A 24,571-nucleotide genomic window follows, 5' to 3' on the forward strand; every position below is an offset into this window, starting at 1 on the left:
TCAAACGACACTGAACCGCCCATGTCCACTTCTTCCCCGACGCGCATCCGCAAGGCCGTATTCCCTGTTGCAGGCTTCGGCACCCGCTTTCTGCCGGCCACCAAGGCGCAGCCCAAAGAGATGCTGCCCGTGGTCGACAAGCCGCTGATCCAGTACGCCGTCGAAGAAGCCTATGCCGCGGGCATCCGCGACATGATTTTTGTGACCGGGCGCAACAAGCGCGCGATCGAAGACCACTACGACACCGCCTACGAGCTCGAAAGCCAGCTCGAAGCCAGCGGCAAGGACGCGCTGCTCGAAATCGCCCGTTCGGTGTCGCCCGACGACATGACCTGCTCCTACGTGCGCCAGCCGCGCATGCTGGGCCTGGGCCATGCCGTGCTGTGCGCCGAGCACCTGGTGGGCAACGAGCCCTTCGCCGTGCTGCTGGCGGACGACCTGATGGTCGGCCCTGTCGGTGGCCAGCCGGTGCTGGCGCAGATGACCGAAGTCTTCGCGCGCCTGGGCGCCTCGGTGCTGGCCGTGCAAGAGGTGCCGCTGGAACACGTCAAGCGCTACGGCATCGTGGCCGGCGAGAACGTGGAAGACGGCCTCGTGAAGGTCAACCGCATGGTCGAGAAGCCCAAGCCCGAAGACGCGCCCTCGCGCCTCGGTGTGGCCGGCCGCTACATCCTCACGCCCGGCGTGTTCGACGAGATCCGCAACCAGCCCAAGGGCGCGGGCGGCGAGATCCAGCTGACCGACGGCATCGCGGCGCTGATGAAGAAGGAGTCGGTCTACGCCTACTCGTACAAGGGCATCCGCTACGACTGCGGCAGCAAGGAAGGCTTCCTGCAGGCGTCGGTGGAGCTGGCACTGGCGCACCCCGAGGTGGGCGTGCAGTTCCGCGAGTACCTCAAGAGCCTGAAGCTCTGAGGGCGCCGCAAAGCGCTGAAAACAAAAAAGGGGCCGCGAGGCCCCTTTTTCTTTGGTCGGTTGCCGACGCTAGCGCCGCTTCAGCACGTGAATGAAGTCGCTGCCCACGGTCTCCTGCGCCACCAGCTCGTTGCCGGTCTGGCGCGCAAAGGCCTGGAAGTCGCGCACCGAACCCGGGTCGGTCGACACCACCTTCAGCAGCTGGCCGCTCGCCATGTCGTTGAGCGATTTTTTCGCCTTCAGGATCGGCAGCGGGCAGTTGAGGCCGCGCGTGTCGATTTCGCGGTCAACTTGCATTGCCAGGCTCCGGCGGCAGGTTCAGGCCGCGGCGACGCTCTTCGTTTTCCGCCGCGGTGAAGAACACGGGCTCGTGGCCGCGCGTGCGCAGCCAGTCGGCCAGCGCATAGCCGGTGCCGGCGGGCCAGCACCGCAGGTCGGGCAGGTCGTAGAGGCGGTAGTCCACCAGCTCGGGCGAGAGCTTCACCTCGCCGTCGGCCACCACGTGGTACGCGATGATGATCTGGTTCATGCGCTGGAAGTCGTAGGCCCCGACGAGCTTGGCGGCGCTGACGTCCAGGTTGGTTTCTTCCTTGACCTCGCGCGCGATGCCCTCCTCAGGCGTCTCGCCGGCCTCCATGAAGCCGGTGATGAGCGCAAACATCTTGCCCGGCCAGGCCGCATTGCGCGCCAGCAGCACCTGGCCGCGGTACTCGACGATGGCCGCCAGCACGGGCGTGGGGTTGTTCCAGTGCGTGTGGCCGCAATTGGGGCAGCGCAGGCGCTCCTTGGGACCGCCGTCTTCCATCAACGCGATCCATTCGAGCGGGGTGGCGCAGGCCTGGCAGAACTTGGGGTGGGGCATGGAAAGTCTCTGTTCTTTTTCTCGGGCGTGCGGCGCCCGATGAAGGCGCCGCCGCAGTGTGAAGGGATCAGGCGGGGAAAACGCCCGTCGACAGGTAGCGGTCGCCGCGGTCGCAGACCACGAAGACGATGGTGGCGTTCTCGACCTTCTTCGACACCTCGATGGCCGCCCACAGCGCGCCGGCTGCCGAGATGCCGCCGAAGATGCCCTCTTCGCGCGCCAAGCGCCGGCACATCTCTTCGGCATCGTCCTGACTCACGCTGATTTCTTCGTCGACGCGGCTCGGGTCGTAGATCTTGGGCAGGTACTCGACCGGCCACTTGCGGATGCCCGGAATGCGCGAGCCTTCGGCCGGCTGCGCGCCGACGATGCGCACCGCTGGGTTCTTTTCCTTCAGGTAGCGCGAGACGCCGGTGATGGTGCCCGTGGTGCCCATCGCGCTCACGAAGTGCGTGATCTTGCCGTGCGTGTCGGTCCAGATCTCGGGGCCGGTGGTCTCGTAGTGGATGCGCGGGTTGTCGGGGTTGGCGAACTGGTCGAGCACGCGGCCCTTGCCCTGGGCGACCATCTGCTCGGCCAGGTCGCGCGCGTATTCCATGCCGCCGCTCTTGGGCGTGAGCACCAGCTCGGCACCGAAGGCCTTCATGGTCTGGGCGCGTTCCACCGAGAGGTCCTCCGGCATGATCAGCACCATGCGGTAGCCCTTGATGGCCGCGGCCATCGCCAGCGCGATGCCGGTATTGCCCGAGGTGGCCTCGATCAGCGTGTCGCCGGGCTTGATTTCACCGCGCTCCTCGGCCCGCTTGATCATCGACAGCGCCGGCCGGTCCTTGACCGAGCCCGCCGGGTTGTTGCCTTCGAGCTTGCCCAGGATCACGTTGCCACGCTTGGCGTTTTCCGCGGCATGGATGCGTTGCAGGGCAACCAGAGGGGTCTTGCCGATGGCGTCTTCGATCGTCGGATAATTCATGCCAGCCACTGTGCCATAATTTTGGGCTTCCTTCAGGATGTGCCCGGGTGGTGAAATTGGTAGACGCAGGGGACTCAAAATCCCCCACCGAAAGGTGTGCCGGTTCGATTCCGGCCCCGGGCACCACGAGACGACACCGTCTCACCCCCACATCAAGAAACCCGCTCGCTTCACTGGCGCAGCGGGTTTTTCTTTGCCTCTGGGCCTTTCGGGCCAGGCAGCGCCCCGCCCTAGCCAAGCACGTCGGCGAGCTTCACCTGCAGCGACAAGGCGGCATGGTGCAGCAGCTCGAACTCGTCGTCCGGCAGCGGCACGGCCGTGAAGTTGAAGTGGCACAAGGTGCCAGCGACCGCGCCCGAGGGGTTCAAGAGCGGAACGCCGTGGTAACTGATGGTGTAGTCCCGTCCGGGGTGCGTGGCAAAGCGCTCGTCCACGCTCGAGTCGTCGGTGCGGAACCACCCGTCGCGCAGGACAAAGGGACAGATGCTCGCCTCGAAGGGCACGACGGCGATGTTCTCGGGGATCAGTTCGCCTTGCTTGTCGTGCAGGTAGAGGCTCGTGACCAGGTCGGCGCGGATCCTGTAGATCCCGGTGTACCGATGCGGCACGCGCGCGTTCAAGTAGGCGAGGACAGCCTGTGCGCCTTGATCGGCAAGCAACGCTTCAATCGTTTGGGGCATTCGTTTCGTCCGCTTCGCTTCGATCGGTTCGATCTGGAACCTGTGCCGCGATGGTACGCCCGGCCCCTGGGCATCCGCTTCGGTGTCAGCCCGCTTGCGCGGTCTTCAACGCCGCCACGGCGCGAATCTCCACCCGCAGCGCCGGCCGCGCCAGCGCCGCCACGCCAAGGATGGTCCACGCCGGGAAATCCTCGGTGATGTAGCGGTCCTTCACCTCGCGAAAGCCCGCCAGCTCGTGCTCGACGTCGACGTGGTAGCTCACGATCTCCACCAGGTCGGCAAAGCCGAGCCCCGCGCTCTCGAGCACCACGCCCAGTCGCCGGAAGGCCCAGTCGGCCTGTTCCGCGGCGCTCTCGGGCACGCTGCCGTCGGCACGCAGGCCGACCTGCCCCGCCACGAACAGCAGGCCGCCGGCCTTGACGCCGGGTGCGTACTTGAGGGTGTCGAAAACGGCGGTCGAGCCGAAGGTCGGATGGCCGTCGGGAATGCGAACGCTCTGTTTGTTCACGGGTTGCGTCCTGTCAGGCTTCTGCGGGCTGCAGGCCGGTGTGCACCGTCGGATGCGCGAGCCGCACGCGCAGCTCGCGCTTGAGCCGCGTGTTGTCGAGCCGGCGCGATTCGCCCATGAAGCTCAGCAGCTGCAGCGGCAATTGCCGCTGCGCCTCATCGCGCGCCACGCGCGGCGGGCGGGGCATGCCGTAGAGATCGGCGGCCAGGTCGAAGTAGTCGCCCATGCGCAGCTCGGTGTCGTCCGACGCGTGCACCACGCGCTGGGGCTTGCCGCGAAACAGCGCCGCCACGCAGGCGCGCGCGAGGTCGTCGGCATGGATGTGGCTGGTGTAGACGTCGTCCTCGCGGCGCAGCACGGGCGTGCCGCGTTCCAGGCGGCCGCGCGGCGTGCCGTTCTCGCGGTCGGGCGCGTAGATGCCCGGGATGCGCAGGATGCTGGTGCGCACGCCGGTGCTGCGGCCGAACCAGCGCACGGCGCGCTCGGCATCGACGCGCCGGTGGGAGCGCGGGGTGTCGGGGCGCACGCCGCGCGTTTCGCTCACGCGCGCGCCGCCGCAGTCGCCGTACACGCCGCTGGTCGAGCCATAGACCAGCGCCGAGGGCAGCGAGCGCAGCCGCAGCGCCTGCGCCAGCGACACGGTGCGCTGGTCGCGCCACCAGGCCGCGCCGCCCTCGCGCGCGGGCGGCGCCAGGTGCACCACGCGGGTGGCGATGCCTGCCAGGCGGCGCAGGGTGGCGCGGTCGTCCAGGTTGCCCACCAGCGGCCGGATGCCGGCCGCGCGCAGCGCCGCGACGCGGTCGGCCGAGGACGTGAGCGCCACCAGCTGCATGCGCCCGCGCAGGTTGCGCGCCACGCGCTGGCCGACGTCGCCGCAGCCGACGATCAGCAGGCGCTCGCGCCGGAACCGGGCCGGCAGTGCGCCGGAGGGACTATTGATTGAAGGCAAAATCCGGGTTTCCTGTCTCAATTCAGTTGTCCCGGCCGCACACAGCCGGGAAAGTTCACCCCCGAAGAATACCGATGACTGCTACAGCGCCGCACGAAGCGGGCTTTTCCATCACCGTCGAACCCAGCGGGCGCCACTTCGTGGTCCAGGGCGACGAAACCATCCTCGCGGCCGGCATCCGCCAAGGCATCGGCCTCCCCTACGGTTGCAAGGACGGCGCCTGCGGTTCCTGCAAGTGCAAGAAGCTGTCGGGCGAGGTCACGCTCGGCCCGCACCAGAGCAAGGCGCTGAGCGCCGAGGAGCAACTGGCCGGCTACGTGCTGACCTGCTGCGCCCATCCGACGAGCGACGTGGTGCTGGAGTCGCGCCAGGTCACCGAGGCCGGCGCGCTGCCGATCCGCAAGATGCCGGTGCGCGTGATGGCGCTCACGCGCCAGTCGCACGACGTGATGATGCTGCGCCTGCAACTGCCGGCCGGCGAGCCGCTGCAGTTCTATGCAGGCCAGTACGTCGAATTCATCCTGCGCGACGGCGCGCGCCGCAGCTACTCGATGGCCAACGCGCCGCACACGGTGGCCGTGCCGGGCACGGGCCTGGAGCTGCACCTGCGGCACCTGCCGGGCGGCAAGTTCACCGACCATGTCTTCGGCGCGATGAAGGAAAAAGAGATTCTGCGCATCGAAGGCCCGTTCGGCAGCTTCTTCCTGCGCGAGGACTCCGACAAGCCGATGATCCTGCTGGCCTCGGGCACGGGCTTCGCCCCCATCAAGGCGCTGCTCGAGCACATGCAGTTCAAGGGCATCGACCGGCCCACCGCGCTCTACTGGGGCGGGCGCCGCCCCGAAGACCTGTACATGGACGCCTGGCTGCGCGAGCAGCTGGCCGCGATGCCGAACCTGCGCTACGTGCCCGTGGTGTCGAACGCCACGCCGGAAGACAACTGGACCGGCCGCACCGGCTTCGTCCACCAGGCGGTGCTGGAAGACTTCACGGACTTGTCGGCCCACCAGGTCTATGCCTGCGGTGCGCCGATCGTGGTCGACTCGGCCAAGCGCGACTACGTGGCATTGGCCGGCCTGCCCGAAGAAGAGTTCTTCGCCGACGCTTTCACCACCGAAGCCGACAAAGCCCTGCCCTGAGCCTTCGCGTTCCCCTTTCCTTTCCGCAGAACAACATGAAGACGAGACACTTCCTCCTGACCCTGATCGCCAGCACCGCGGTGCTAGGTACCGGCCACGCCGCAGCCCAGCAACATCGCCCGATCCGCCTCGTCGTGCCCTACGCGGCCGGCGGCCCGATCGACAACACGGCGCGCATCCTGGCCGAGCAGGTGAAGGACACGCTGGGCGGCCCCGTCATCATCGACAACAAGCCCGGCGCGGGCGGCAACATCGGCGCAGACTTCGTCGCCAAGGCGCCGGCGGACGGCCTCACGATCGGCATCGCGGCCACGGCCACGAACGCGGTGAACCCGTGGCTGTACAGCAAGATGCCATTCAACGCCGCGACCGACTTCGCGCCGATCACGCAGATGGTGCGCGTGCCCAACGTGCTGGTGATGAACGCCGAGACGGCCAACCGCCTGAACATCCGCACGCTGGCCGACCTGATCCGCTACGCCAAGGCCAACCCGGCCAAGCTCAACTACGCCAGCGGCGGCAACGGCAGCGCCGGCCACTTGGCGGGCGAGCTGTTCAAGAAGGAAGCGGGCATCTTCGCGGTACACATTCCGTACAACGGCGGCAACCCGGCGCAGCTGGCGCTGCTGTCGGGCCAGGTCGACTTCAACTTCGACAACCTCGCCACGGCCGCGCCGAACATCCGCTCGGGCAAGCTGAAGGCGATCGCGGTCACGACGCTCAAGCGCAGCAGCGCCCTGCCCGACGTGCCGCCCGTGGCCGACACGCTCAAGGGCTTCTCGATCGACACCTGGTGGGGCCTGGTCGCACCGGCCGGCACGCCGCCCGAGGTGGTCGCGAAACTGAATCAGGCCTTCGTCGCCGCGCTGAACGCGCCGGAAACGAAGACCCGCTTCGCCTCGATGCTGGCCGAGCCGGTCGGCAACTCGTCCGAGCAGTTCGGCAGCTTCATGAAGAGCGAACTGGCCAAGTACGAGAAGGTGGTCAAGGCCACCGGGGCGAAGGTGGACTGACGAGGTCGTCCAGGGGCGCTGCGGCCTGCGTGTCGGTGGCCGCAGCCACGGCCGCCGCCGCTTCGGCCGCCCCGCTCTGGTAGGTGCGCAGGCCCGCGAGGTCGAGCACTTCCACACCCCCGTGCTCGATGCGCAACAGGCCGTCGCGCTGCAGCGCATGCAGCGCGCGGTTGGCACGCTGGCGCGACACGGCCGACAAGAGGCCGATCTCGTCCTGGCTCAGCCGCACGAAGCGGGTGGCGCGCGGATAGAGGATGGGGTCGAACAGGCTGGCCAGGCAGCGCGCCACGCGCGCGTCGGGGCCGAGCAGGCGATCGAATTCCATGAGGCCGATGAACAGGCTCAGCCGCGCATTGATGTGTAACAACAGAAACCGATTGAAGTCGATGCTGGTGGACATCAGCCGCTCGAAGCTGTGCCGCGGCACGCAGGCCACGCGCGTGGGCCGCAGCGCGACGCCGTCGTAGCGCCAGCATCCGGGGGTGAGCAGCGAGCCTTCGCCGCCCCAGCCGCCGGCGGTCACGCCGGTGAAGGTGGACACGCGCCCGTCGGGCAGCGACACCGACATCTTCATGAGGCCGTCGATCACGCCGATCCAGTGATCGGCCGGCTCGCCGCGCCGCACGACGAATCCGCCGGCCGGCACCACGCGCTCGTGCGACTCCTGGACGACGCGGTCGAGTTCGTCGTCCGTGAGCGCGCGCGCCCACAGGCTCTCGCGAAGCATGTTCTCCAACGCGTTCGACATCGCGCCTCCTGCTGTCGTCCCTCGTGACATCGCATCGGCCGATCCGTCGCAGGCGCCGGTCGGCGGGGTCCGTAAGAAATGTCGTTGCAACGACATCTTCGGCGCGGCGATGGTGCCACAGTCATCCGCGTTCGCCAAACAACAAGGAGACAACGATGAAGCGTTCGAACAAGGACCCGCGCCCCGCGCGCGGGCCGGACGACGGGGATGCGCACGGCCTGCGCCGGCGCGACGTGCTCGGCTACGCCACGGCCGCGCCGCTGGCATCGGCGGCGGCCGGCATCGCGGGGCTCGGCGCCCTCACGGCGCCCGCCTCCGCGGTGGCCGCGCTGCTGCCCATGACCCCACCCGACACCACCGACCTGATCGACATCGGTGACGCGGTCACGCTGACCTCGCTGCCGACCATGCCGCTGGTGAAGGTGACAAACACCAGCGACGGCCGCGTGCGCCTGGCGCTGCCGCGCCTCGAAGTGGGCCAGGGCATCGCCACGGCCAGCGCGATGATGCTGGCCGACAAGCTGCGCCTGCCGCTGAGCGCGATCGAGGTCACGTCGGCCGACGCGAGTCCCGAGCTGATCTGGAACCAGCTCACGGGCGGCTCGTCGAGCGTGCGCTCGATGCACGCCGGCATGCCGGTGCTGGGCGGCCTCGGCGGCCTGCTCTCGGGCTCGACGCCTTCGGTGGTCGGCCAGCGCGTGACGCGGCTCGATGCGCTGGACATCGTCACCGGGCGCAAGAAGTTCACGCTCGACCAGGCGGTGCCCAATGCCAAGCCGACGATGGTGCGGCGCCCGCCGACCATCAACGGCAAGTTCGTCGGCATCAACAACATGAACACCGTGATGAGCATGCCGGGCGTGATCGGCGTGGTGCCGATTCCCGCCACCAACGGCATCACGCCGACGCCGCCCGGCGTGGCGGTGATGGCCGAGACCTTCGGCCAGGCCTGGGCCGCGGTGAACGCGCTCGACGTGACCTGGGCCGCGGGGCCGCTCGACGGCGAGTCGAACGCCACCATCATGCGCAAGCTGAAGTCGTCGCTGCTGCCCTTTGCGCTGCCGCCGCTGGGTGCGCTGACGGTCGAGGCCGAGTTCGAGTTCGCGCCGGCCGCGCACTGCCCGATGGAAGTCGAATGCGCGATTGCCGACGTGCGAGCGGATCGCGCCGAGATCTGGGCCGGGCTGCAGAGCCCCATCGTCACCCAGCAGGCGGTGGCCGCCGAGCTGGGCCTGCCGCTGAACAAGGTCGTCGTGCATGCGGTGCCCTCGGGCGGCTCCTTCGGGCGGCGCCTGTTCTGGGACCCAGTGCTGCAGGCGATCCAGGTGTCGAAGGCGCTGGGACGCCCCTGCCGCCTGATGTACCACCGCACCGACGACATGCGCCACACGCGCATCCGCCCGCCGATCTACCAGAAGGCGCGCGCCACGATGCTGCTGGGCCAGGTGATCGCCTTCGAGCAGCGCATCGCCAGCGTGCGCCTGGACACGCGCCACGGCTTCGGCAACATGCTCGAGGCCGCCGCCATCGCGCTGCCCAACGCCTTCCCGCAGACGGTGGGCAACTTCGCGATCGAGCAGGTGATGTTCAAGACCATGGTGACCTCGCCGTACAACTTCGGCGTCACGACCAAGCTGCTGACGCCGGTGCCGATGGACATGAACACCTGCTCCTACCGCTCGGTGCACATCCAGCCCGCGCGGCTGGTGGAAGAGATCCTGGTCGACGAGATGGCCCGCGCCGCGCGCAAGGACCCGGTCGCCTTCCGGCTCGAGTACCTGCGCCTGCCGCGCGCCCGCGCGGTGCTGAAGGCCGTGGCGGAGGCCGCGCAGTGGGGCAAGGCGATGCCGGCGGGCTTTGCGCAGGGCGTGGGCGTGCACCAGGAGTCGAAGTCGTTCACGGCCTGCATCGTCGAGATCGACGCGCGCGTGCCGACTCAGGCCCGCGTGGTGCGCGCGACCATCGCCATCGACGTCGGCACGCCGATCAACCCCTCGGGCATCGAGGCGCAGCTGCAGGGCGGCCTGTGCGAATCGATCGCGCTGGTGCTGTCGGCGGGGCTGCACATCCAGAACGGCCTGCCGCTGGAGGGCAGCTACTCGCAGTACCACTTCTCGCGCATGAAGCACTACCCGAAGGACGTGAAGATCATCATCCTGCCGGCCAATGGCGAGGCCATCGGCGGGCTGGGTGAGGTCGGCCTGTCGGCGAGTTCGGGCGCCATTGCCAACGCCTACGGGCGCGCCACCGGCATCAAGCCGCGCAGCTTCCCGCTGAACTTTCCGGTCGACTTCACGCCGATCCCGCCGGGCAAGCTGCCCACGCCCGTCAACGTTCCGATCCCCGCCTGAGGAGACCCGCCATGCCTGTGCAATCTTTCAAGGTGAACGGCCAGAACGTCGACGTCGAGGCGCCCGACGACCTGGCGCTGCTGTGGGTGCTGCGTGACAAGCTCGGCATCACCGGCCCGAAGTACGGCTGCGGCATCAACGTGTGCAAGGCCTGCACCTGCCACGTCGACGGCAAGGCCGTGACGACCTGCTCGGTGCGCGTGTCCGACGTGCGCGGCCGCCAGGTGACGACCATCGAGGGCCTTGCCAACGGCAACACGCTGCACCCGGTGCAGCAGGCCTGGATGAACCTCGATGTGCCGCAGTGCGGCTTCTGCCAGCCGGGCCAGATCATGGCCGCGGTCGACCTGCTGCGCCGCACGCGCACCCCGACGGACGCCGACATCGACGCCATCGAGAACGTGTGCCGCTGCGGCACCTACGGGCGCATCCGCGAGGCGATCAAGGCCGCCGCCGCGATGATGGGATAGGGATAGACGGAAAAACGGCCAGCCACCGCGCTCTGCGGTGCTGGCCGTTTGGCGCTGGCGGCGCTTACTCGCCGAGGTAGGCGGCGCGCACGCGCGGGTCGCGCAGCAGTTCCTTGGCGTCGCCGTTCATCGTGATGAGGCCCGACTCCATGACGTAGCCGCGGTCGGCCAGCTGCAGCGCGCGGTTGGCGTTCTGCTCAACCAGCAGGATCGTGACGCCTTGCGACGCCACGGTCTGCACCACCTCGAAGATCTTGTCGCACATGATCGGCGACAGGCCCATGGTGGGTTCGTCGAGCAGCAGCACCTTCGGACGCGCCATGAGCGCACGGCCCATGGCCAGCATCTGCTGTTCGCCGCCCGACATCGTGCCGGCCAGTTGGTCCTTGCGCTCGCGCAGGCGCGGGAAGGTCACGAACACGCGCTCCATGTCGCTGGCGATCTCGGCCTTGTCGTTGCGGATGTAGGCGCCGATCTGCAGGTTCTCGGTGATCGTCATGCGCGTGAACACGCCGCGGCCCTCGGGCACCATCACGAGGCCCTCGCCCACCAGGTCCCAGGCGCCACGGCCCTTGATGCTGCGGCCCAGGAACTCGATGTCGCCCGCGCCGGCCGGCAGCGTGCCGGTGATGGCCTTCATGGTGGTGGTCTTGCCAGCGCCATTGGAGCCGATGAGCGAGACCAGCTCGCCCTCGAACACGTCGAAGTCCACGCCCTTCACGGCCTGGATGCCGCCGTAGCCCACCTTCAGGCCACGGACCTTGAGCAGGTTCTTGCCTGCGGCCTTGGCGGCGGCCGGTGCCGTCGCGGTTGCCATCGTTGCTTCTGCGGTGCTCATCTCAGTGTCCTCCGGTGCCGAGGTAGGCCTCGATCACCTTTTCGTTCTTCTGTACCTCGACCGGGTTGCCCTCGGCAATCTGCTTGCCGTAGTCGAGCACGGTGACGCGGTCGCACAGGCCCATGATGAGCTTGACGTCGTGTTCGATGATCAGGATCGTGCGGTTGTCCTTGCGGATGCGGTCGATGAGCTCGCGCAGCAGGACCTTCTCGGTCGAGTTCATGCCGGCGGCCGGTTCGTCCAGCGCGATGAGCTGGGGGTCGGTGGCCAGGGCACGCGCGATCTCGAGGCGGCGCTGGTCGCCGTAGCTCAGCGTGCGCGCCTTGTAGTCGGCGAACTTGCCGATGCCCACGTAATCGAGCAGCTCCTGCGCCCGCTTGGCGATGGCCGCTTCTTCGGCCTTGAAGCCCTTGGTGCGCAGCATGGCGCCGAACACGCCGGAATGCGTGCGGATGTGGCGCCCGACCATCACGTTCTCCAGCGCCGTCATTTCGGCGAAGAGGCGGATGTTCTGGAAGGTGCGCGCGATGCCGGCCTTGGCCACTTCGTGCACGGCCGTCGGCTGGTAGGGCTTGCCGGCCAGCTCGAAGGTGCCGCTGTCGGGCGTGTACAGCCCGGTGATCACGTTGAAGAAGGTCGTCTTGCCGGCGCCGTTGGGCCCGATCAGGCCGTAGACCTGGCCGCGCTTGATGGTGATGCCCACGTCCGAGAGGGCCTGCAGTCCGCCGAAGCGCTTGGAGATGCCGCGAACGTCGAGGATGGTGTCTGTCGTCATGTCTGTGTGTCCTTGGCTCACGGATTGATGGACATGGGACGCGATGCCGCACCCGGCACTTCGTCGGCGGGGCTGTCGATGCCCGGTGCATGGGTCTGCAGCGTGCCGGGCGCCACGGCCGCATGGGTCGGGTCGACGGGCGCGCCGTTCTTCTTGGTCAGCGTCTTGCCGTGTTCCGGCGACGGCCACAGGCCGCGCGGGCGCATCAGCATGATGACGATCATGGCCAGCGCGATGAACAGCTGACGCAGGATGGACGCGTCGAGGCGGCCGTCGGTCATCGCCTGCAGCGGGCCGGCCACGTAGCGCAGCACTTCGGGCAGCGCGGCCAGCAGCACGGCGCCCAGGATGACGCCGGGCAAGTGCCCGAGGCCGCCCAGCACGACCATGGCGACGATCATCACCGACTCCATCAGGCTGAAGGACTCGGGCGACACGAAGCCCTGGAAGGCCGCGAACATCGCACCCGACACGCCGCCGAAGCTGGCGCCCATGCCGAAGGCCAGCAGCTTCATGTTGCGGGTGTTGATGCCCATCGCCTTGGCAGCGATTTCATCTTCGCGGATGGCCATCCAGGCGCGGCCGATGCGCGAGATCTGCAGGCGGTGCGAAATGATGATGGTGGCCACCACGAGCGCCAGGAACAGGTAGTAGTACAGCGTGACCGAGGAGATCGTGAAGCCGTCGAACTTCCACGCCTTGCCGAGGTCGAGACCCCAGAACTTGATGGAGTCGATCGCCGTGATGCCCTTCGGCCCGTTGGTGATGTTGATCGGCTGGTCCAGGTTGTTCAGGAACACCCGGATGATTTCACCGAAGCCGAGCGTGACGATGGCCAGGTAGTCGCCGCGCAGCTTCAGCGTGGGCGCCCCCAGCATCGCGCCGAGCACCCCGGCCACCACCAGCGCGAGCGGAACCACGATCAGGAGCGAGGTGTGCAGCCCGTTCGGGAACATCGCCTTGAACCACGGAAAGGTGTCCGAGAGGTGCGACGAGCCCATCAGCGCGTAGAGGTACGCGCCGACCGCAAAGAAGGCCACGTAGCCCAGGTCGAGCAGGCCGGCGTAGCCGACCACGATGTTCAGGCCGAGCGCGAGCATCACGTAGAGCAATGCGATGTCGGCGATGCGCACCCAGGCATTGCCCTGGGTCTGCAACAGGATCGGCAGCGCCAGCACGGCGACCACGCCGAGGATGTAGAGCGCGAGGTTCTTGCTGTTCTTCATGGTGTGCTGCTCCTCAGGCCCGGTCCGCCACGCGCTCGCCGAGCAGACCCGAAGGCCGCAGCGTGAGCATCACGATCAGCACGATGAAAGCGAAGATGTCGCTGTAGTTGCTGCCCAGCACGCCCCCCGTGAGGGTGCCGATGTAGCCGGAGCCGATGGCCTCGATGAGGCCCAGCAGAATGCCGCCGACCACCGCGCCGGCCAGGTTGCCGATGCCGCCGAACACGGCCGCCGTGAAGGCCTTGAGGCCGGGCAGGAAGCCCATCGCATGTTGCGCGATGCCGTAGTTGGAGGCGTACATCACGCCGGCGATGGCCGCGAGCACGGCGCCGATGATGAAGGTGGCCGAGATGACCATGTCGGGCCGGATGCCCATGAGCGCCGCGACGCGCGGGTTCTCGGCAGTGGCGCGCATCGCGCGGCCGAGCTTGGTGTAGTTGACCAGCCACATCAGGATCACGAGCGAGAACGCCGTGACGCTGAGGATCATGACCTGCGTGGGCGAGATCACGGCGCCGCCCACGTGGATGGGGTCGGTCGGCAGCAGGTTGGGATACGCCTTGTTGGTCGGCTTCCAGATGATCATGGCCAGCGTCTGCAGCAGGATCGACACGCCGATGGCGGTGATGAGCGGTGCGAGCTTGGGGCTGTTGCGCAGCGGCCGGTAGGCCACTTTCTCGATCACGAAGTTGAGGCTTGCCGCGACGACGCAGGCAATGATCAGCGCAACGAAGAGGATCAGCCAGCCCGGTGTGTTGGGCATTCCGTCCTTCATGAGACCGATGATGGTCCAGCTTGTGAGCGCCCCCACCATCAGCACTTCACCGTGCGCAAAATTGATCAGATTGATGATGCCGTACACCATGGTGTAGCCCAAGGCTATCAAGGCATACATGCTGCCGAGAACCAGACCGTTGATGATCTGCTGCAGCAATATTTCCATAACGCGATTCCCTATGTGTTGCACCTTGCGGGTGCCATTCACCTACCGAGGCACCGGTTTGGCGCCACTGGCTTGACAAGCAAAAAACCAGCCAACATGTGTCGCCGGCAGATTTGGTGGGCGGGATTGTAGACACGCCCCGGCGCTGTTTTGGGGCGGGATGACCGGGGTTTACCCGCTCACTTCATGCTGTATGCGCGTGAAGTCATGCAGATGCGCAAACCTGTATCAGCGATCTGAATTTGTGTTGAGGCGACGCAGTTCGCGCAGCTTTTCCGCGATGCGGATTTCGAGCCCGCGTTCGACCGGTTCGTAGAACACTTGGCCTTCCAGCCCCTCGGGCAGGTAGCGCTCGCCGGCGGCGAAACCGCCCTCCTCGTCGTGCGCGTAGCGGTACCCCTTGCCGTAGTCGAGCTCCTTCATGAGCTTGGTCGGCGCATTGCGCAGGTGCATCGGCACCGGGCGCGTGCTGTCTTTCTTCACCAGCGCGCGCACCGCGTTGTAGGCCTTGTAGACCGCGTTCGACTTGGGCGCGATGGCCAGGTAGACCACGCACTCCGCCAGTGCCAGCTCGCCTTCGGGGGTACCCAGGCGCTCGTAGACCTCGGCCGCATCGAGCGCCAGGCGCAGCGCGCGCGGGTCGGCCAGGCCGATGTCTTCGCTGGCCATGCGCACGAGGCGGCGCGCCATGTAGCGCGGGTCGGCGCCGCCGTCGAGCATGCGCACGAACCAGTAGAGTGCGGCGTCGGGGTCGCTGCCGCGCACCGATTTGTGCAGCGCGCTGATGGTGTCGTAGAACTGCTCGCCGCCCTTGTCGTAGCGGCGCATGCGCTCGCCGAGCACGCGCAGCAGCCACTCGTCGGTGATGTTCGTGAGCTTCTCGGCGCCGGCGGCAACCGCCAGGGTCTCGAGCGTGTTGAGCAGGCGGCGCGCGTCGCCGTCCGCGTAGGCGACCAGGCGGTCGATGGCCGCCTCGTCGATGGCTGGAACCGCCTGGATCGATTGCGCCTTGGCGACGATCTGCTTCAGGTCGCCTTCGTTGAGCGACTGCAGCACGTACACCGCCGCCCGCGACAGCAAGGCCGAATTGACTTCGAACGACGGGTTCTCGGTGGTCGCGCCGATGAACGTGAACAGGCCCGACTCGACGTGCGGCAGGAACGCGTCCTGCTGGCTCTTGTTGAAACGGTGCACCTCGTCCACGAAGACGATGGTGCGCTGCTGCGTGAGCCCGTCGCGCGCGACGGTAGCCTGCTCGACCGCCTCGCGGATGTCCTTCACGCCGCCCAGCACCGCGCTGATGCTCAGGAACTGCGCGTCGAAGGCGTCGGCCATGAGCCGCGCGATGGTCGTCTTGCCGGTGCCCGGCGGGCCCCAGAGGATGCAGGAGTGCGGCTGGCCCGACTCGAAGGCGATGCGCAGCGACATGCCCGGACCGAGCAGGTGCTGCTGGCCGATCACTTCGCCGAGCGTCTTGGGACGCAGGCGCTCGGCGAGGGGCTGGTGGGTGCGCGGGGCCAAACCGGGGACTGTCCTGCTGAGGGTGATTACTGCTTGAGCACGTCGGCGCCCGCGGGCGCCTTGAACTCGAAGGTGCTGGCGGGCAGCGTCGGGTTCACCTCGACCTTGCTGAACTTGAGCACCGAGCGCTGGCCGAAGCTGTCCAGGATCTCGAGGGCCGCGAGCGCGTCACCCTGGAAGCCGACCATCACGCTCTGCAGCTGGCCGTCCTTGTTCTTCGGCGTGGCCTTGACCCACTGCAGGCCGTCGCGCTCGGGCGCGGCTTCCAGCGCGAAGTCGGCCTGCAGGGCGCGCAGGTCGGCGGCGGAGGCAATCAGCGCTGCGGGCGTCGAGCCCAGTGCCTGCGCCTGGGTGCGCTGCGTGACCTGATTCAGGTCGGCGTCATAGAGCCACAGCGTCTTGCCGTCGGCCACGATGCTCTGGGCAAAGGGCTTGCGATAGTCGAACTTGAATTTGCCGGGGCGATGGAATTCGAAGGTGCCGGTCGACGTCTTCACGCGGCCCGGCTGGCCCTCGCGCGGCGGGGCCGTCACGGTCTGGGTGAACTCGGCGCGGCCGGACTTGACGGTCTTCACGAAGGCTTCGAGGCTTTCGAGCCCGTCGGCCCAAGCACTGCCGGCCACCGTGCAGATCAGGCCGGCCAACAGCCAGAGGCGGGTTTTCTTCATGGGAGATTCCTCGGAAAAACGTTGCTGCGATGTCCATCGACACTACCCGCCGCAGATGCCGGCATCTGTAGGCTTTGATGAAGATTTGCAGCGGCACTGGTGCTCGTTTGCAAATTGCCTCTCAGCACGTAACCGGCCCTGCAGTTGTGCTGGCGGTGGTGGTCGATGGCGTGCCGGCGGCTCACTCCGCCTGGCGCGCGGGCACGAGGATCTCGCGCTGGCCGCTGCCGCTCATGGCGCTCACGAGGCCGGCCTTTTCCATGTCCTCGACCAGGCGCGCGGCGCGGTTGTAGCCGATCTTCAGGTGGCGCTGCACCAGCGAGATGCTGGCCTTGCGGTTCTTGAGCACGACCTCGACCGCCTGGTCGTACATCGGGTCTTTTTCGCCGTCGCCGCCGCCGAGCAGGTCGCCATCACCGTCGCCATCGACCGTGCCGCCTTCGAGCACGCCCTCGATGTAGTCGGGCTCGCCCTGGCTCTTGAGGTAGGCCACCACGCGGTGCACTTCCTCGTCGCTCACGAAGGCACCGTGCACGCGGATCGGCAGACCCGTGCCGCTGGCCATGTAGAGCATGTCGCCCATGCCCAGCAGCGCCTCGGCACCCATCTGGTCGAGGATGGTGCGGCTGTCGATCTTGGAGCCCACCGAGAACGCGATGCGCGTGGGGATGTTGGCCTTGATGAGGCCGGTGATCACGTCGACGCTGGGGCGCTGCGTGGCCAGGATCAGGTGGATGCCAGCGGCGCGGGCCTTTTGCGCAAGGCGGGCAATCAGCTCTTCGATCTTCTTGCCGACCACCATCATCAGGTCGGCTAGCTCGTCGATGATGACCACGATGTGCGGCTCGCGCTTCAGCGGTTCCGGATCGTCCGGCGTGAGGCTGAAGGGGTTGTAGATGAACTCTTCCCGCGCCTTGGCTTCGTCGATCTTGGTGTTGTAGCCGGCCAGGTTGCGCACGCCGAGCTTGCTCATGAGCTTGTAGCGGCGCTCCATCTCGGCCACGCACCAGTTCAGGCCGTGCGCGGCCTGGCGCATGTCGGTGACCACGGGTGCCAGCAGGTGCGGGATGCCTTCGTAGACCGACATTTCGAGCATCTTCGGGTCGATCATGAGCAGGCGAACGTCGCGTGCCTCGGCCTTGTAGAGCAGCGACAGGATCATCGCGTTGATGCCCACCGACTTGCCCGAGCCGGTGGTACCGGCCACCAGCACGTGCGGCATCTTCGCGAGGTCGGCCACCACGGGATTGCCGATGATGTCCTTGCCCAGGCCCATCGTGAGCATCGACTTGCCCTCGTTGTAGACCTGCGAGCCCAGGATTTCGCTGAGCTTGATCGACTGGCGCTTGGCGTTCGGCAACTCGAGCGCCATGTAGTTCTTGCCGGGGATCGTTTCGACCACGCGGATCGACACCAGCGAGAGCGAGCGCGCCAGGTCTTTGGCGAGGCCGAGGATCTGCGAGCCCTTGACGCCGGTGGCGGGCTCGATCTCGTAGCGCGTGATGACGGGGCCGGGCGAAGCGAGCACCACGCGCACCTCGACGCCGAAGTCCTTGAGCTTCTTCTCGATCATGCGCGAGGTCATCTCGAGCGTGTCGGACGACACCGTTTCCTGGCGCACCAGCGCGGCGTCGAGCAGGTCGACCTGCGGCAGCTTGCTGTCGGGCAGTTCCTTGAAGAGCGGCTTCTGGCGCTCCTTGACGACGCGGTCGCTGCGGGGAACCTCGGTCATCGCGGGCTCGATCTGCACGGGCGGCGATGCGGGGCGGCGCTTGGGCGCGACTTCTTCCTCTTCGTCGTCGAAGCTCGGCTCGAGAGGGCCGGCGTCGCCGAACGCGGCCTCCTTGCTGGGGCGCATTTTCTTGGCGCGCGGCGCGGGCGCCAGCTCTTCCTCGTCGCCGGCACGTTCGCGCGCGGCCTGCTTGCCCATGGCGATGTCGGCGGCCATTTCGCGCTTTTCACGGCGCGACTCGAACAGCGAGTACGCACGGGCACCGATGCGCTCGGCGATCAGGCTCCAGGAGAAACGGAACACCAGCGCCGAACCGATCACGCCGCCGGCGATGGCGACCAGCGCCGAGCCCGTGAAGCCCAGCCAGCGCACGCTCGCCGGACCGACAAGGTAGCCGAGGGCGCCGCCGCCCGAACCCGGCAGGTGCGATTCGAGCCGGTACAGGCGCGACCATTCGAGCACCGCGCTCGCGCACAGCAGCAGGACCAGGCCGAACCAGAAAGCGAGGCGGCTGCGATTGAAGCGGCCGCGCGGGGGTTGCTCGACCGCCGGCGTCGGTTCGCCGCCGCGCAGCCAGCCGGCCAGCGACGAGAGCCATGCGCGCAGGCCCGCCGCAAGACACCACCAGACGGAATAGCCGGCAAGGAAGTAGCTGCCATCGGCCAGCCAGGCGCCGATGCGGCCGCCCCAGTTCTTGATCTCACCGCCCGTGCCCGAGGTCGACCAGGCGGCATCGGACGGGGTGAAGCTCAGCATCGCCAGCAGCCAGAACAGGAGGGCTGCGAACCCGGCGATCAGGGTGATTTCGTGGGCGAAGCGCAGGGCGCGCAGGCGCACGGGTTGCCCTTCGGCAGCGGAAGAAGAGGAGGACGATTGAAGCGTATGGAGCGAATAGGTCATGAAAAGCACGGCGCCCGGCCCGAAAAAACGCAGGCCGGCCGCCCCGAACACTACAACAAAAGGCCGTGGACACCGAAAGCGCCCGGCCTATGGGCTCAGGTCAGCGTCAGGAGCCGGTCCTTGATGATCACCGAGCCGTCTTCCTGGGACTGCACGAAACCGCGCTCTTCCAGGTCCTTCATGACGCGGCTCACCATTTCGCGCGACGCGCCGACCATCTTGGCCAAGTCCTGGCGGGAGATCTTGTCGCGGACCTTGAGGTTGCCCATGCCGTCCTGGCTGGCGAACTCGAGCAGCGCACGGGCGACGCGGCCGTACACGTCCATCAGCGCCAGCGACTCGATCTTGCGGTCGGCATGGCGCAGGCGCTGCACCAGGCCGCGCATGATGTTGTAGGCCATCGAGGAGTTCTCGGGCAGGCATCGCGCGAAGGCGTCGCGGCCCAGCATGAGCACGTCGCACTGGATTTCGGTGCGCACGGTGGCCGAATGCGGCTCGTCGTCGATCAGGCTCATCTCGCCGAGGTAGTCGCCGGGATGCAGCGTGGCCAGGATCACCTCGCGGCCACGGCTGTCGGCGCTCGTGACGCGGGCGCGGCCGGTCAGGATGATGTACAGCGCATCGGATTTCTTGCCCTGCTCCACGACGACCTCGGCGCGTTTGAAGCGCTTCTTGATGATCGCATCCGCAATGCTTGCGGACTGCGAGGCCGTCAACGACGCGAACAATGGAACGCGCCGAAGCAATTCAAGGTTGGACAGCATCGACATTAATCAATCCCTGAAACAGCGCGCGATGTGATCCTGATGCTGAGCCCATGGATTACTACAATCGCGCGCATTGAAAACACCGTGCACCCGGTGTTGAACCGGGCGGTGATACTCCCCACGTATCGCTACCACCCTGAAAATGTACACGCTGCCGCAGCGTCCATCCTAGGTTTTCTACTCATGTCCGCACCCCAACACGCCAAGGTTCTCATTCTGGGCTCCGGCCCGGCCGGCTACACCGCCGCCGTCTACGCCGCACGCGCCAACCTCCAGCCTTTGCTCATCACGGGCATCGCGCAAGGCGGTCAACTCATGACCACCACCGAGGTCGACAACTGGCCGGCCGACGTGCACGGCGTGCAGGGCCCGGAGCTGATGCAGCGCTTTCTCGAGCACGCCGAACGCTTCAAGACGCAGATCGTGTTCGACCACATCAACAAGGTCGACCTGAGCAAGCGCCCGTTCACGCTCACGGGCGACAGCGGCACCTACACCTGCGACTCGCTGATCATCGCCACGGGCGCATCGGCCAAGTACCTGGGCCTGGATTCCGAAGAGAAGTTCATGGGCCGCGGCGTCTCCGCCTGCGCGACCTGCGACGGCTTCTTCTACCGTGAGCAAGAGGTCTGCGTGATCGGCGGCGGCAACACGGCCGTCGAAGAGGCGCTGTACCTCTCCAACATTGCAAACAAAGTCACACTCGTGCATCGCCGCGACAAGTTCCGCGCCGAGCCGATCCTGATCGACAAGGTCATGGAAAAAGTGGCTGAAGGCAAGATCGTGCTGAAGCTGCACAACCAGCTTGACGAGGTGCTCGGTGACGGCACGGGCGTGACGGGCATCCGCATCAAGAACACGCAGACCGGCGCGACCGAAGAGATCACGCTCAAGGGCTGCTTCATCGCGATTGGCCACCACCCGAACACCGACATCTTCCAGGGCCAGCTGGAAATGAAGGACAACTACATCGTGACCCGCTCGGGCCTGAAGGGCTTCGCGACGATGACCACCGTGCCCGGCGTGTTCGCGGCCGGCGACGTGCAGGACAACATCTACCGCCAGGCCATCACCAGTGCCGGCACGGGCTGCATGGCCGCCCTGGACGCGCAGCGCTTCCTCGAAGAGCACTGAGGCCTATCCCCACGGGCACCGGCCACCCAGCGCGGCCGGATTTCCCGTATCTGCGACGGCCCCCGGCCTCGCTGAGCCCGAAAGGGCTATAATCCGAGGCTTTGCCGAAACAGGGCCTATCTCCCACCGGGAGTCGGGTTGCGGCAAATCCGGGGTACCGCCACCCGTTTCTGGCGAGGTCAAGCTGCAAAACACCCTGCAATCGCCCTGATTGCGCCGGTGCCAGCTGTTCAAGAAAGAGTGTCCACATGGCACGCGTATGCGACGTAACGGGCAAAGGCCCGATGGTCGGAAACAACGTTTCCCACGCCAACAACAAAACCAAGCGCCGGTTCCTGCCGAACCTGCAATACCGCCGTTTCTGGGTCGAGACCGAAAACCGTTGGGTTCGCCTGCGCGTTTCGAGCGCTGCACTGCGCCTGATCGACAAGAACGGTATCGATGCCGTGCTCGCAGACCTGCGTGCCCGCGGCCAAGCTTAAGGAGCTGAATCATGGCAACGAGCAAAGGCGGACGCGAAAAGATCAAGCTGGAATCCACCGCGGGTACCGGCCACTTCTACACGACGAGCAAGAACAAGAAGACGATGCCTGAAAAGATGTCGATCATGAAGTTCGACCCCAAGGCGCGCAAGCACGTCGAATACAAGGAAATCAAGCTGAAGTAATTCGGCCTGTTCTCCCCAAAAAACCCGCTGCTCACCCAGCGGGTTTTTTATTGCCTGTCGTTTTTGTGAAAGCAGAAAAAGGCAGGCACAAAAAAGCCGACCCGCAGGTCGGCTTCTTCACTGGGCAAGAGCAGCAGCGCGGGAGGCGCCGGCCCTTTGCTCTTCGTCAGGCGCGCGCAGCGCGCAGACGGGTCGAGAACTCGCGCAGGCCGGCAATGCCGCTGGCTTCCGCACGGTGGCACCAAGCCGCCAGGTCGGCCGCCAACTGCTCGCGCGATTGCGAGGTGTTCAGCCAGAGCTGACGCAGCTCTTCGCGCATCGTGACCATCTTGTCGAGCACCGGGTGCGCGGCACGGGCCTGCACCAGATGGGTGCGCGCCGAGGCGGGCACCTTGTCGTCGTCGCGATGCAGCCAGCGCTTGGCCGCCTTGAGCACCGACAGGTCGGCGCCCTTGGCCTTCAGCACGTCGATTTCTTCGCTGGTCGCGCGGCGCATTTCGCGGGCGTAGCCGGCCATCACTTCGTAGCGGTTGGCAATGACGGCCTCGAGCGTCTTCTCGTTGGCCACGGGCTGGATGTCGCCCATCTGCATCTTCGGCGGCACCTTCTTGACCTTGGCCCAGCCGAGCTTCTGGAACACCTGGATGTAGACCCAGCCGATGTCGAACTCGTACTTCTTGACCGAGAACTTGGCCGAGGTCGGGTAGGTGTGGTGGTTGTTGTGCAGCTCTTCGCCACCGATGATCAGGCCCCAGGGCATGATGTTGCGGCTGGCGTCGGACGCCTCGAAGTTGCGGTAGCCCCAGTAGTGGCCGATGCCGTTGATGATGCCGGCGGCGGTGATCGGGATCCAGAGCATCTGGACCGCCCACACGGTCAGACCGAGCGCGCCGAACAGCGCGAGGTTGATCACCAGCATCAGGCCCACGCCTTGCCAGCTGTAGCGCGTGTACAGGTTGCGCTCGATCCAATCATCGGGCGTGCCGTGACCGTAGCGCTCCATCGTTTCCTTGTTCTTCGATTCCTTGCGGTACAGCTCGGCGCCGCGCCAGAAGACTTCGTCGATGCCCTTGACCTGCGGGCTGTGCGGGTCGTCGGCGGTTTCGCACTTCGCGTGGTGCTTGCGGTGGATGGCGACCCATTCCTTCGTCACCATGCCGGTGCCGAGCCAGAGCCAGAAACGGAAGAAGTGCGAGGGAATCGGACCGAGGTCCATCGCCTTGTGCGTCTGCGTGCGGTGCAGAAAGATCGTGACCGCTGCGATGGTGATGTGCGTGGTGACGAGCGTGTACAGCACGACTTGCCACCAGGCAATGTCCCACAGGCCGTGTCCGAGCCATTGGATGACCGCGTTCAGAACGGCGGAGTCAGGAAGCATCATTGAGTCAGGTACTCCATGGCCACACGAAGGTGCAGCCTTCAGGTAACCCGCGATTTTAGGATGTCAGGGCCAAAACGAGGCCTTTTGTCCTTCTGTCACACCGCAGATTTACCCTAGTTTGGAGCCCCGCGCCTATTTCCGGTTCCACACGGCGGCAAAAAAGCCGTCGGTGGCGTGGCGATGCGGCCACAGCCGCAGGTAGCGACGGCCGTCTTCCCCGCCCGCGCAGAGGGTCTCGGCGCCCTCCACCTTGAGCGCCTGGAGCAATTCCGCGGCATCCATGGGCACGAAATCGGGGTTCGCCGCGGCAAAAGCCTCGGCGATGGCCTCGTTTTCCTCCGGCAGCACGCTGCAGGTGGCGTACACCAGCCGGCCACCCGACTTCACCAGTCGCGCCGCGCTTTGCAGGATGGCGGTCTGCTTGGCCGTCAGTTCGGCCACCGACTTGGCCGATTGCCGCCATTTGAGGTCCGGGTTGCGGCGCAGCGTGCCGAGCCCCGAACAGGGCGCGTCGACCAGCACGCGGTCGATCTTGCCGGCCAGGCGCTTGATCCGGTCGTCGCGCTCGTGGGCGATCGCGGCCGGGTGCACGTTCGACAGCTTGCTGCGCGCCAGCCGCGGCTTGAGCGCATCGAGGCGGTGGGCCGATGTGTCGAAGGCGTAGAGCCGGCCGGTGTTGCGCATGGTCGCGCCGATGGCCAGGGTCTTGCCGCCCGCGCCGGCGCAGAAATCGACCACCATTTCGCCGCGCTTGGCGTCCAGCAGCAGCGCGAGCAGCTGGGAGCCCTCGTCCTGCACCTCGATGGCGCCGCGCACAAACGCGTCGAGCTTGGTCAGCGCCGGCTTGCCGTCGATGCGCAGCCCCCAGGGCGAGAACGGAGTCACTTCAGATTTGATAGCAGCCTTCGCAAGCTCCGCCTTCACTTCGGCCCGCTTGTCGGTGAATGCATTGACGCGCAGGTCGAGCGGCGCCGGCTGCTGCAGGCTCTCGACCATCGGCCAGAAGCCGTCGCCCAGCTGCGCCTTCAGCGGCGCGACCAGCCATTCGGGCAGGTTGTGGCGATGGCGTTCGAGCAGGTCGTCGGGCTGGACGGCGTCGCAGTTGTCGAGCCAGCGCTTCTCGGTGTCGTTGAGCGCGCTCTTCAGGAAGTCGCGCGGGCCGTGAAAGCCCAGGATCGCCATGCGGCGCTCCTTCGAACCGCTGCCCGAGGGCGACAGGTGATCGAACAGCAGCTTCTTGCGAAGCACGGTGTAGACGGTTTCGGCGAGCGTCGCGCGCTCGCGCGGGCCGAACTCGCGGTGGTCGCGGAAAAAGCGCGAAACGACCTGGTCGGCCGGGTGATCGAATTTCAGGACCAGGCCGACCAGATCGGCGGTGGCCTCCAACAGGGCTTTGGGATGCATAGCCCCGATT

General features: G+C 66.8%; 25 protein-coding genes and 1 tRNA gene. 9 read left to right on the forward strand and 17 right to left on the reverse strand.

All coding sequences use genetic code 11. The features are described 5' to 3' along the window. Positions 1–21: 21 nt before the first annotated feature. The gene (gene galU / locus ACAM42_RS26135; protein WP_369629884.1) at positions 22–915 is read left to right on the forward strand and encodes a UTP--glucose-1-phosphate uridylyltransferase GalU; all 894 of its coding nucleotides are present in this window, start codon (positions 22–24) and stop codon (positions 913–915) included. A 69-nt stretch (positions 916–984) separates the two neighbouring features. Here the strand turns inward: galU and ACAM42_RS26140 are convergent, their stop codons facing one another. The 3 genes from ACAM42_RS26140 to cysM form a co-directional block, all read right to left on the reverse strand. After that, the gene (locus ACAM42_RS26140) at positions 985–1,212 is read right to left on the reverse strand and encodes a sulfurtransferase TusA family protein (RefSeq protein ID WP_056572272.1); all 228 of its coding nucleotides are present in this window, start codon (positions 1,210–1,212) and stop codon (positions 985–987) included. Next, the gene (locus ACAM42_RS26145) at positions 1,202–1,777 is read right to left on the reverse strand and encodes an NUDIX domain-containing protein (protein ID WP_056572274.1); all 576 of its coding nucleotides are present in this window, start codon (positions 1,775–1,777) and stop codon (positions 1,202–1,204) included. Before ACAM42_RS26145 ends, ACAM42_RS26140 begins: the two co-directional genes overlap by 11 nt. A gap of 67 nt (positions 1,778–1,844) precedes the next feature. Continuing rightward, entirely contained in the window at positions 1,845–2,747 is a 903-nt protein-coding gene (gene cysM, locus ACAM42_RS26150) for a cysteine synthase CysM (protein WP_095746540.1), read from the reverse strand. Positions 2,748–2,788: 41 nt separating this feature from the next. Here cysM and ACAM42_RS26155 point away from each other — a divergent pair. After that, positions 2,789–2,873: transfer RNA gene (locus ACAM42_RS26155), tRNA-Leu, on the forward strand. 104 nt (positions 2,874–2,977) lie between these two features. On the opposite strand, the gene ACAM42_RS26160 is transcribed toward ACAM42_RS26155, so the two are convergent. The 3 genes from ACAM42_RS26160 to ACAM42_RS26170 all read right to left on the reverse strand — a co-directional run bounded on the left by ACAM42_RS26160 (position 2,978) and on the right by ACAM42_RS26170 (position 4,884). After that, positions 2,978–3,427 carry a guanylate cyclase gene (locus ACAM42_RS26160; protein ID WP_369629885.1) on the reverse strand — a complete coding sequence of 150 codons (450 nt, stop codon included), beginning with the start codon at positions 3,425–3,427 and terminating at the stop codon, positions 2,978–2,980. Between the two features lie 85 nt (positions 3,428–3,512). Beyond that, on the reverse strand, positions 3,513–3,935 hold the full coding sequence (locus tag ACAM42_RS26165; RefSeq protein ID WP_369629886.1) for a RidA family protein: 423 nt from the start codon (positions 3,933–3,935) through the stop codon (positions 3,513–3,515). Positions 3,936–3,948: 13 nt separating this feature from the next. Next, positions 3,949–4,884 (reverse strand): SDR family oxidoreductase, encoded by a 936-nt coding sequence (locus ACAM42_RS26170; RefSeq protein WP_354342501.1) that lies wholly within the window; start codon positions 4,882–4,884, stop codon positions 3,949–3,951. Positions 4,885–4,958: 74 nt separating this feature from the next. Between ACAM42_RS26170 and ACAM42_RS26175 the strand changes: the two genes are divergently transcribed. Then, positions 4,959–6,023: a CDP-6-deoxy-delta-3,4-glucoseen reductase gene (locus ACAM42_RS26175; protein ID WP_369629887.1), complete on the forward strand. Its 1,065-nt coding sequence runs from the start codon at positions 4,959–4,961 to the stop codon at positions 6,021–6,023. A gap of 35 nt (positions 6,024–6,058) precedes the next feature. After that, a complete protein-coding gene (locus ACAM42_RS26180) occupies positions 6,059–7,036 on the forward strand; it encodes a Bug family tripartite tricarboxylate transporter substrate binding protein (RefSeq protein WP_369629888.1) in 978 nt (325 codons plus the stop codon). On the opposite strand, the gene ACAM42_RS26185 is transcribed toward ACAM42_RS26180, so the two are convergent. Then, a complete protein-coding gene (locus ACAM42_RS26185) occupies positions 7,008–7,784 on the reverse strand; it encodes a Crp/Fnr family transcriptional regulator (protein ID WP_095746547.1) in 777 nt (258 codons plus the stop codon). The genes ACAM42_RS26180 and ACAM42_RS26185 overlap by 29 nt on opposite strands. Positions 7,785–7,939: 155 nt before the next feature. Between ACAM42_RS26185 and ACAM42_RS26190 the strand changes: the two genes are divergently transcribed. Next, entirely contained in the window at positions 7,940–10,135 is a 2,196-nt protein-coding gene (locus ACAM42_RS26190; RefSeq protein ID WP_369629889.1) for a molybdopterin cofactor-binding domain-containing protein, read from the forward strand. Between the two features lie 11 nt (positions 10,136–10,146). Beyond that, a complete protein-coding gene (locus tag ACAM42_RS26195; RefSeq protein WP_056572291.1) occupies positions 10,147–10,605 on the forward strand; it encodes a (2Fe-2S)-binding protein in 459 nt (152 codons plus the stop codon). Between the two features lie 64 nt (positions 10,606–10,669). Here ACAM42_RS26195 and ACAM42_RS26200 read toward each other — a convergent pair whose 3' ends face one another. The 8 genes from ACAM42_RS26200 to ACAM42_RS26235 all read right to left on the reverse strand — a co-directional run bounded on the left by ACAM42_RS26200 (position 10,670) and on the right by ACAM42_RS26235 (position 19,978). Then, positions 10,670–11,443 (reverse strand): ABC transporter ATP-binding protein, encoded by a 774-nt coding sequence (locus tag ACAM42_RS26200; RefSeq protein WP_172438340.1) that lies wholly within the window; start codon positions 11,441–11,443, stop codon positions 10,670–10,672. A 1-nt stretch (position 11,444) separates the two neighbouring features. Further along, positions 11,445–12,218 carry an ABC transporter ATP-binding protein gene (locus tag ACAM42_RS26205; protein WP_056572293.1) on the reverse strand — a complete coding sequence of 258 codons (774 nt, stop codon included), beginning with the start codon at positions 12,216–12,218 and terminating at the stop codon, positions 11,445–11,447. 17 nt (positions 12,219–12,235) lie between these two features. Beyond that, entirely contained in the window at positions 12,236–13,444 is a 1,209-nt protein-coding gene (locus ACAM42_RS26210) for a branched-chain amino acid ABC transporter permease (RefSeq protein WP_062481017.1), read from the reverse strand. Between the two features lie 13 nt (positions 13,445–13,457). Then, a complete protein-coding gene (locus ACAM42_RS26215; protein WP_062481019.1) occupies positions 13,458–14,387 on the reverse strand; it encodes a branched-chain amino acid ABC transporter permease in 930 nt (309 codons plus the stop codon). Positions 14,388–14,615: 228 nt separating this feature from the next. Continuing rightward, positions 14,616–15,908 carry a replication-associated recombination protein A gene (locus ACAM42_RS26220; protein WP_369629890.1) on the reverse strand — a complete coding sequence of 431 codons (1,293 nt, stop codon included), beginning with the start codon at positions 15,906–15,908 and terminating at the stop codon, positions 14,616–14,618. A 26-nt stretch (positions 15,909–15,934) separates the two neighbouring features. Further along, the gene (gene lolA, locus ACAM42_RS26225; protein ID WP_095948716.1) at positions 15,935–16,576 is read right to left on the reverse strand and encodes an outer membrane lipoprotein chaperone LolA; all 642 of its coding nucleotides are present in this window, start codon (positions 16,574–16,576) and stop codon (positions 15,935–15,937) included. Between the two features lie 181 nt (positions 16,577–16,757). Beyond that, on the reverse strand, positions 16,758–19,208 hold the full coding sequence (locus tag ACAM42_RS26230; RefSeq protein ID WP_062481035.1) for a DNA translocase FtsK: 2,451 nt from the start codon (positions 19,206–19,208) through the stop codon (positions 16,758–16,760). Between the two features lie 95 nt (positions 19,209–19,303). Next, the gene (locus ACAM42_RS26235) at positions 19,304–19,978 is read right to left on the reverse strand and encodes a Crp/Fnr family transcriptional regulator (protein ID WP_062481025.1); all 675 of its coding nucleotides are present in this window, start codon (positions 19,976–19,978) and stop codon (positions 19,304–19,306) included. A gap of 180 nt (positions 19,979–20,158) precedes the next feature. Between ACAM42_RS26235 and trxB the strand changes: the two genes are divergently transcribed. From trxB to rpmG, 3 genes are all read left to right on the forward strand, one after another. Then, a complete protein-coding gene (trxB, locus tag ACAM42_RS26240) occupies positions 20,159–21,109 on the forward strand; it encodes a thioredoxin-disulfide reductase (protein ID WP_070062145.1) in 951 nt (316 codons plus the stop codon). 248 nt (positions 21,110–21,357) lie between these two features. Continuing rightward, positions 21,358–21,591 carry a 50S ribosomal protein L28 gene (gene rpmB, locus ACAM42_RS26245; RefSeq protein ID WP_007830293.1) on the forward strand — a complete coding sequence of 78 codons (234 nt, stop codon included), beginning with the start codon at positions 21,358–21,360 and terminating at the stop codon, positions 21,589–21,591. Positions 21,592–21,602: 11 nt separating this feature from the next. Further along, entirely contained in the window at positions 21,603–21,776 is a 174-nt protein-coding gene (gene rpmG / locus ACAM42_RS26250; protein WP_007830291.1) for a 50S ribosomal protein L33, read from the forward strand. A gap of 166 nt (positions 21,777–21,942) precedes the next feature. On the opposite strand, the gene ACAM42_RS26255 is transcribed toward rpmG, so the two are convergent. Both ACAM42_RS26255 and ACAM42_RS26260 read right to left on the reverse strand, forming a co-directional pair. Next, entirely contained in the window at positions 21,943–23,157 is a 1,215-nt protein-coding gene (locus tag ACAM42_RS26255) for a fatty acid desaturase (protein WP_070062144.1), read from the reverse strand. 132 nt (positions 23,158–23,289) lie between these two features. Further along, a complete protein-coding gene (locus ACAM42_RS26260; RefSeq protein ID WP_159273111.1) occupies positions 23,290–24,561 on the reverse strand; it encodes an RsmB/NOP family class I SAM-dependent RNA methyltransferase in 1,272 nt (423 codons plus the stop codon). Positions 24,562–24,571 lie beyond the last annotated feature (10 nt).

This window comes from Variovorax sp. V35 (assembly GCF_041154465.1).
GTDB classification, from domain to species: domain Bacteria; phylum Pseudomonadota; class Gammaproteobacteria; order Burkholderiales; family Burkholderiaceae_C; genus Variovorax; species Variovorax boronicumulans.

Bases quoted from the DNA above. Each gene is read 5' to 3' on its own strand.
- ACAM42_RS26205 (WP_056572293.1), bottom strand. From the start codon at position 12,218: ATGACGACAGACACCATCCTCGACGTTCGCGGCATCTCCAAGCGCTTC.
- ACAM42_RS26235 (WP_062481025.1), bottom strand. From the start codon at position 19,978: ATGTCGATGCTGTCCAACCTTGAATTGCTTCGGCGCGTTCCATTGTTC.
- ACAM42_RS26200 (WP_172438340.1), bottom strand. From the start codon at position 11,443: ATGAGCACCGCAGAAGCAACGATGGCAACCGCGACGGCACCGGCCGCC.
- ACAM42_RS26190 (WP_369629889.1), top strand. From the start codon at position 7,940: ATGAAGCGTTCGAACAAGGACCCGCGCCCCGCGCGCGGGCCGGACGAC.
- ACAM42_RS26230 (WP_062481035.1), bottom strand. From the start codon at position 19,208: ATGACCTATTCGCTCCATACGCTTCAATCGTCCTCCTCTTCTTCCGCT.
- ACAM42_RS26215 (WP_062481019.1), bottom strand. From the start codon at position 14,387: ATGGAAATATTGCTGCAGCAGATCATCAACGGTCTGGTTCTCGGCAGC.
- rpmG (WP_007830291.1), top strand. From the start codon at position 21,603: ATGGCAACGAGCAAAGGCGGACGCGAAAAGATCAAGCTGGAATCCACC.
- ACAM42_RS26255 (WP_070062144.1), bottom strand. From the start codon at position 23,157: ATGATGCTTCCTGACTCCGCCGTTCTGAACGCGGTCATCCAATGGCTC.
- ACAM42_RS26210 (WP_062481017.1), bottom strand. From the start codon at position 13,444: ATGAAGAACAGCAAGAACCTCGCGCTCTACATCCTCGGCGTGGTCGCC.
- ACAM42_RS26145 (WP_056572274.1), bottom strand. From the start codon at position 1,777: ATGCCCCACCCCAAGTTCTGCCAGGCCTGCGCCACCCCGCTCGAATGG.
- lolA (WP_095948716.1), bottom strand. From the start codon at position 16,576: ATGAAGAAAACCCGCCTCTGGCTGTTGGCCGGCCTGATCTGCACGGTG.
- ACAM42_RS26180 (WP_369629888.1), top strand. From the start codon at position 6,059: ATGAAGACGAGACACTTCCTCCTGACCCTGATCGCCAGCACCGCGGTG.
- ACAM42_RS26160 (WP_369629885.1), bottom strand. From the start codon at position 3,427: ATGCCCCAAACGATTGAAGCGTTGCTTGCCGATCAAGGCGCACAGGCT.
- trxB (WP_070062145.1), top strand. From the start codon at position 20,159: ATGTCCGCACCCCAACACGCCAAGGTTCTCATTCTGGGCTCCGGCCCG.
- ACAM42_RS26175 (WP_369629887.1), top strand. From the start codon at position 4,959: ATGACTGCTACAGCGCCGCACGAAGCGGGCTTTTCCATCACCGTCGAA.
- ACAM42_RS26140 (WP_056572272.1), bottom strand. From the start codon at position 1,212: ATGCAAGTTGACCGCGAAATCGACACGCGCGGCCTCAACTGCCCGCTG.
- ACAM42_RS26185 (WP_095746547.1), bottom strand. From the start codon at position 7,784: ATGTCGAACGCGTTGGAGAACATGCTTCGCGAGAGCCTGTGGGCGCGC.
- ACAM42_RS26195 (WP_056572291.1), top strand. From the start codon at position 10,147: ATGCCTGTGCAATCTTTCAAGGTGAACGGCCAGAACGTCGACGTCGAG.
- rpmB (WP_007830293.1), top strand. From the start codon at position 21,358: ATGGCACGCGTATGCGACGTAACGGGCAAAGGCCCGATGGTCGGAAAC.
- galU (WP_369629884.1), top strand. From the start codon at position 22: ATGTCCACTTCTTCCCCGACGCGCATCCGCAAGGCCGTATTCCCTGTT.
- ACAM42_RS26260 (WP_159273111.1), bottom strand. From the start codon at position 24,561: ATGCATCCCAAAGCCCTGTTGGAGGCCACCGCCGATCTGGTCGGCCTG.
- cysM (WP_095746540.1), bottom strand. From the start codon at position 2,747: ATGAATTATCCGACGATCGAAGACGCCATCGGCAAGACCCCTCTGGTT.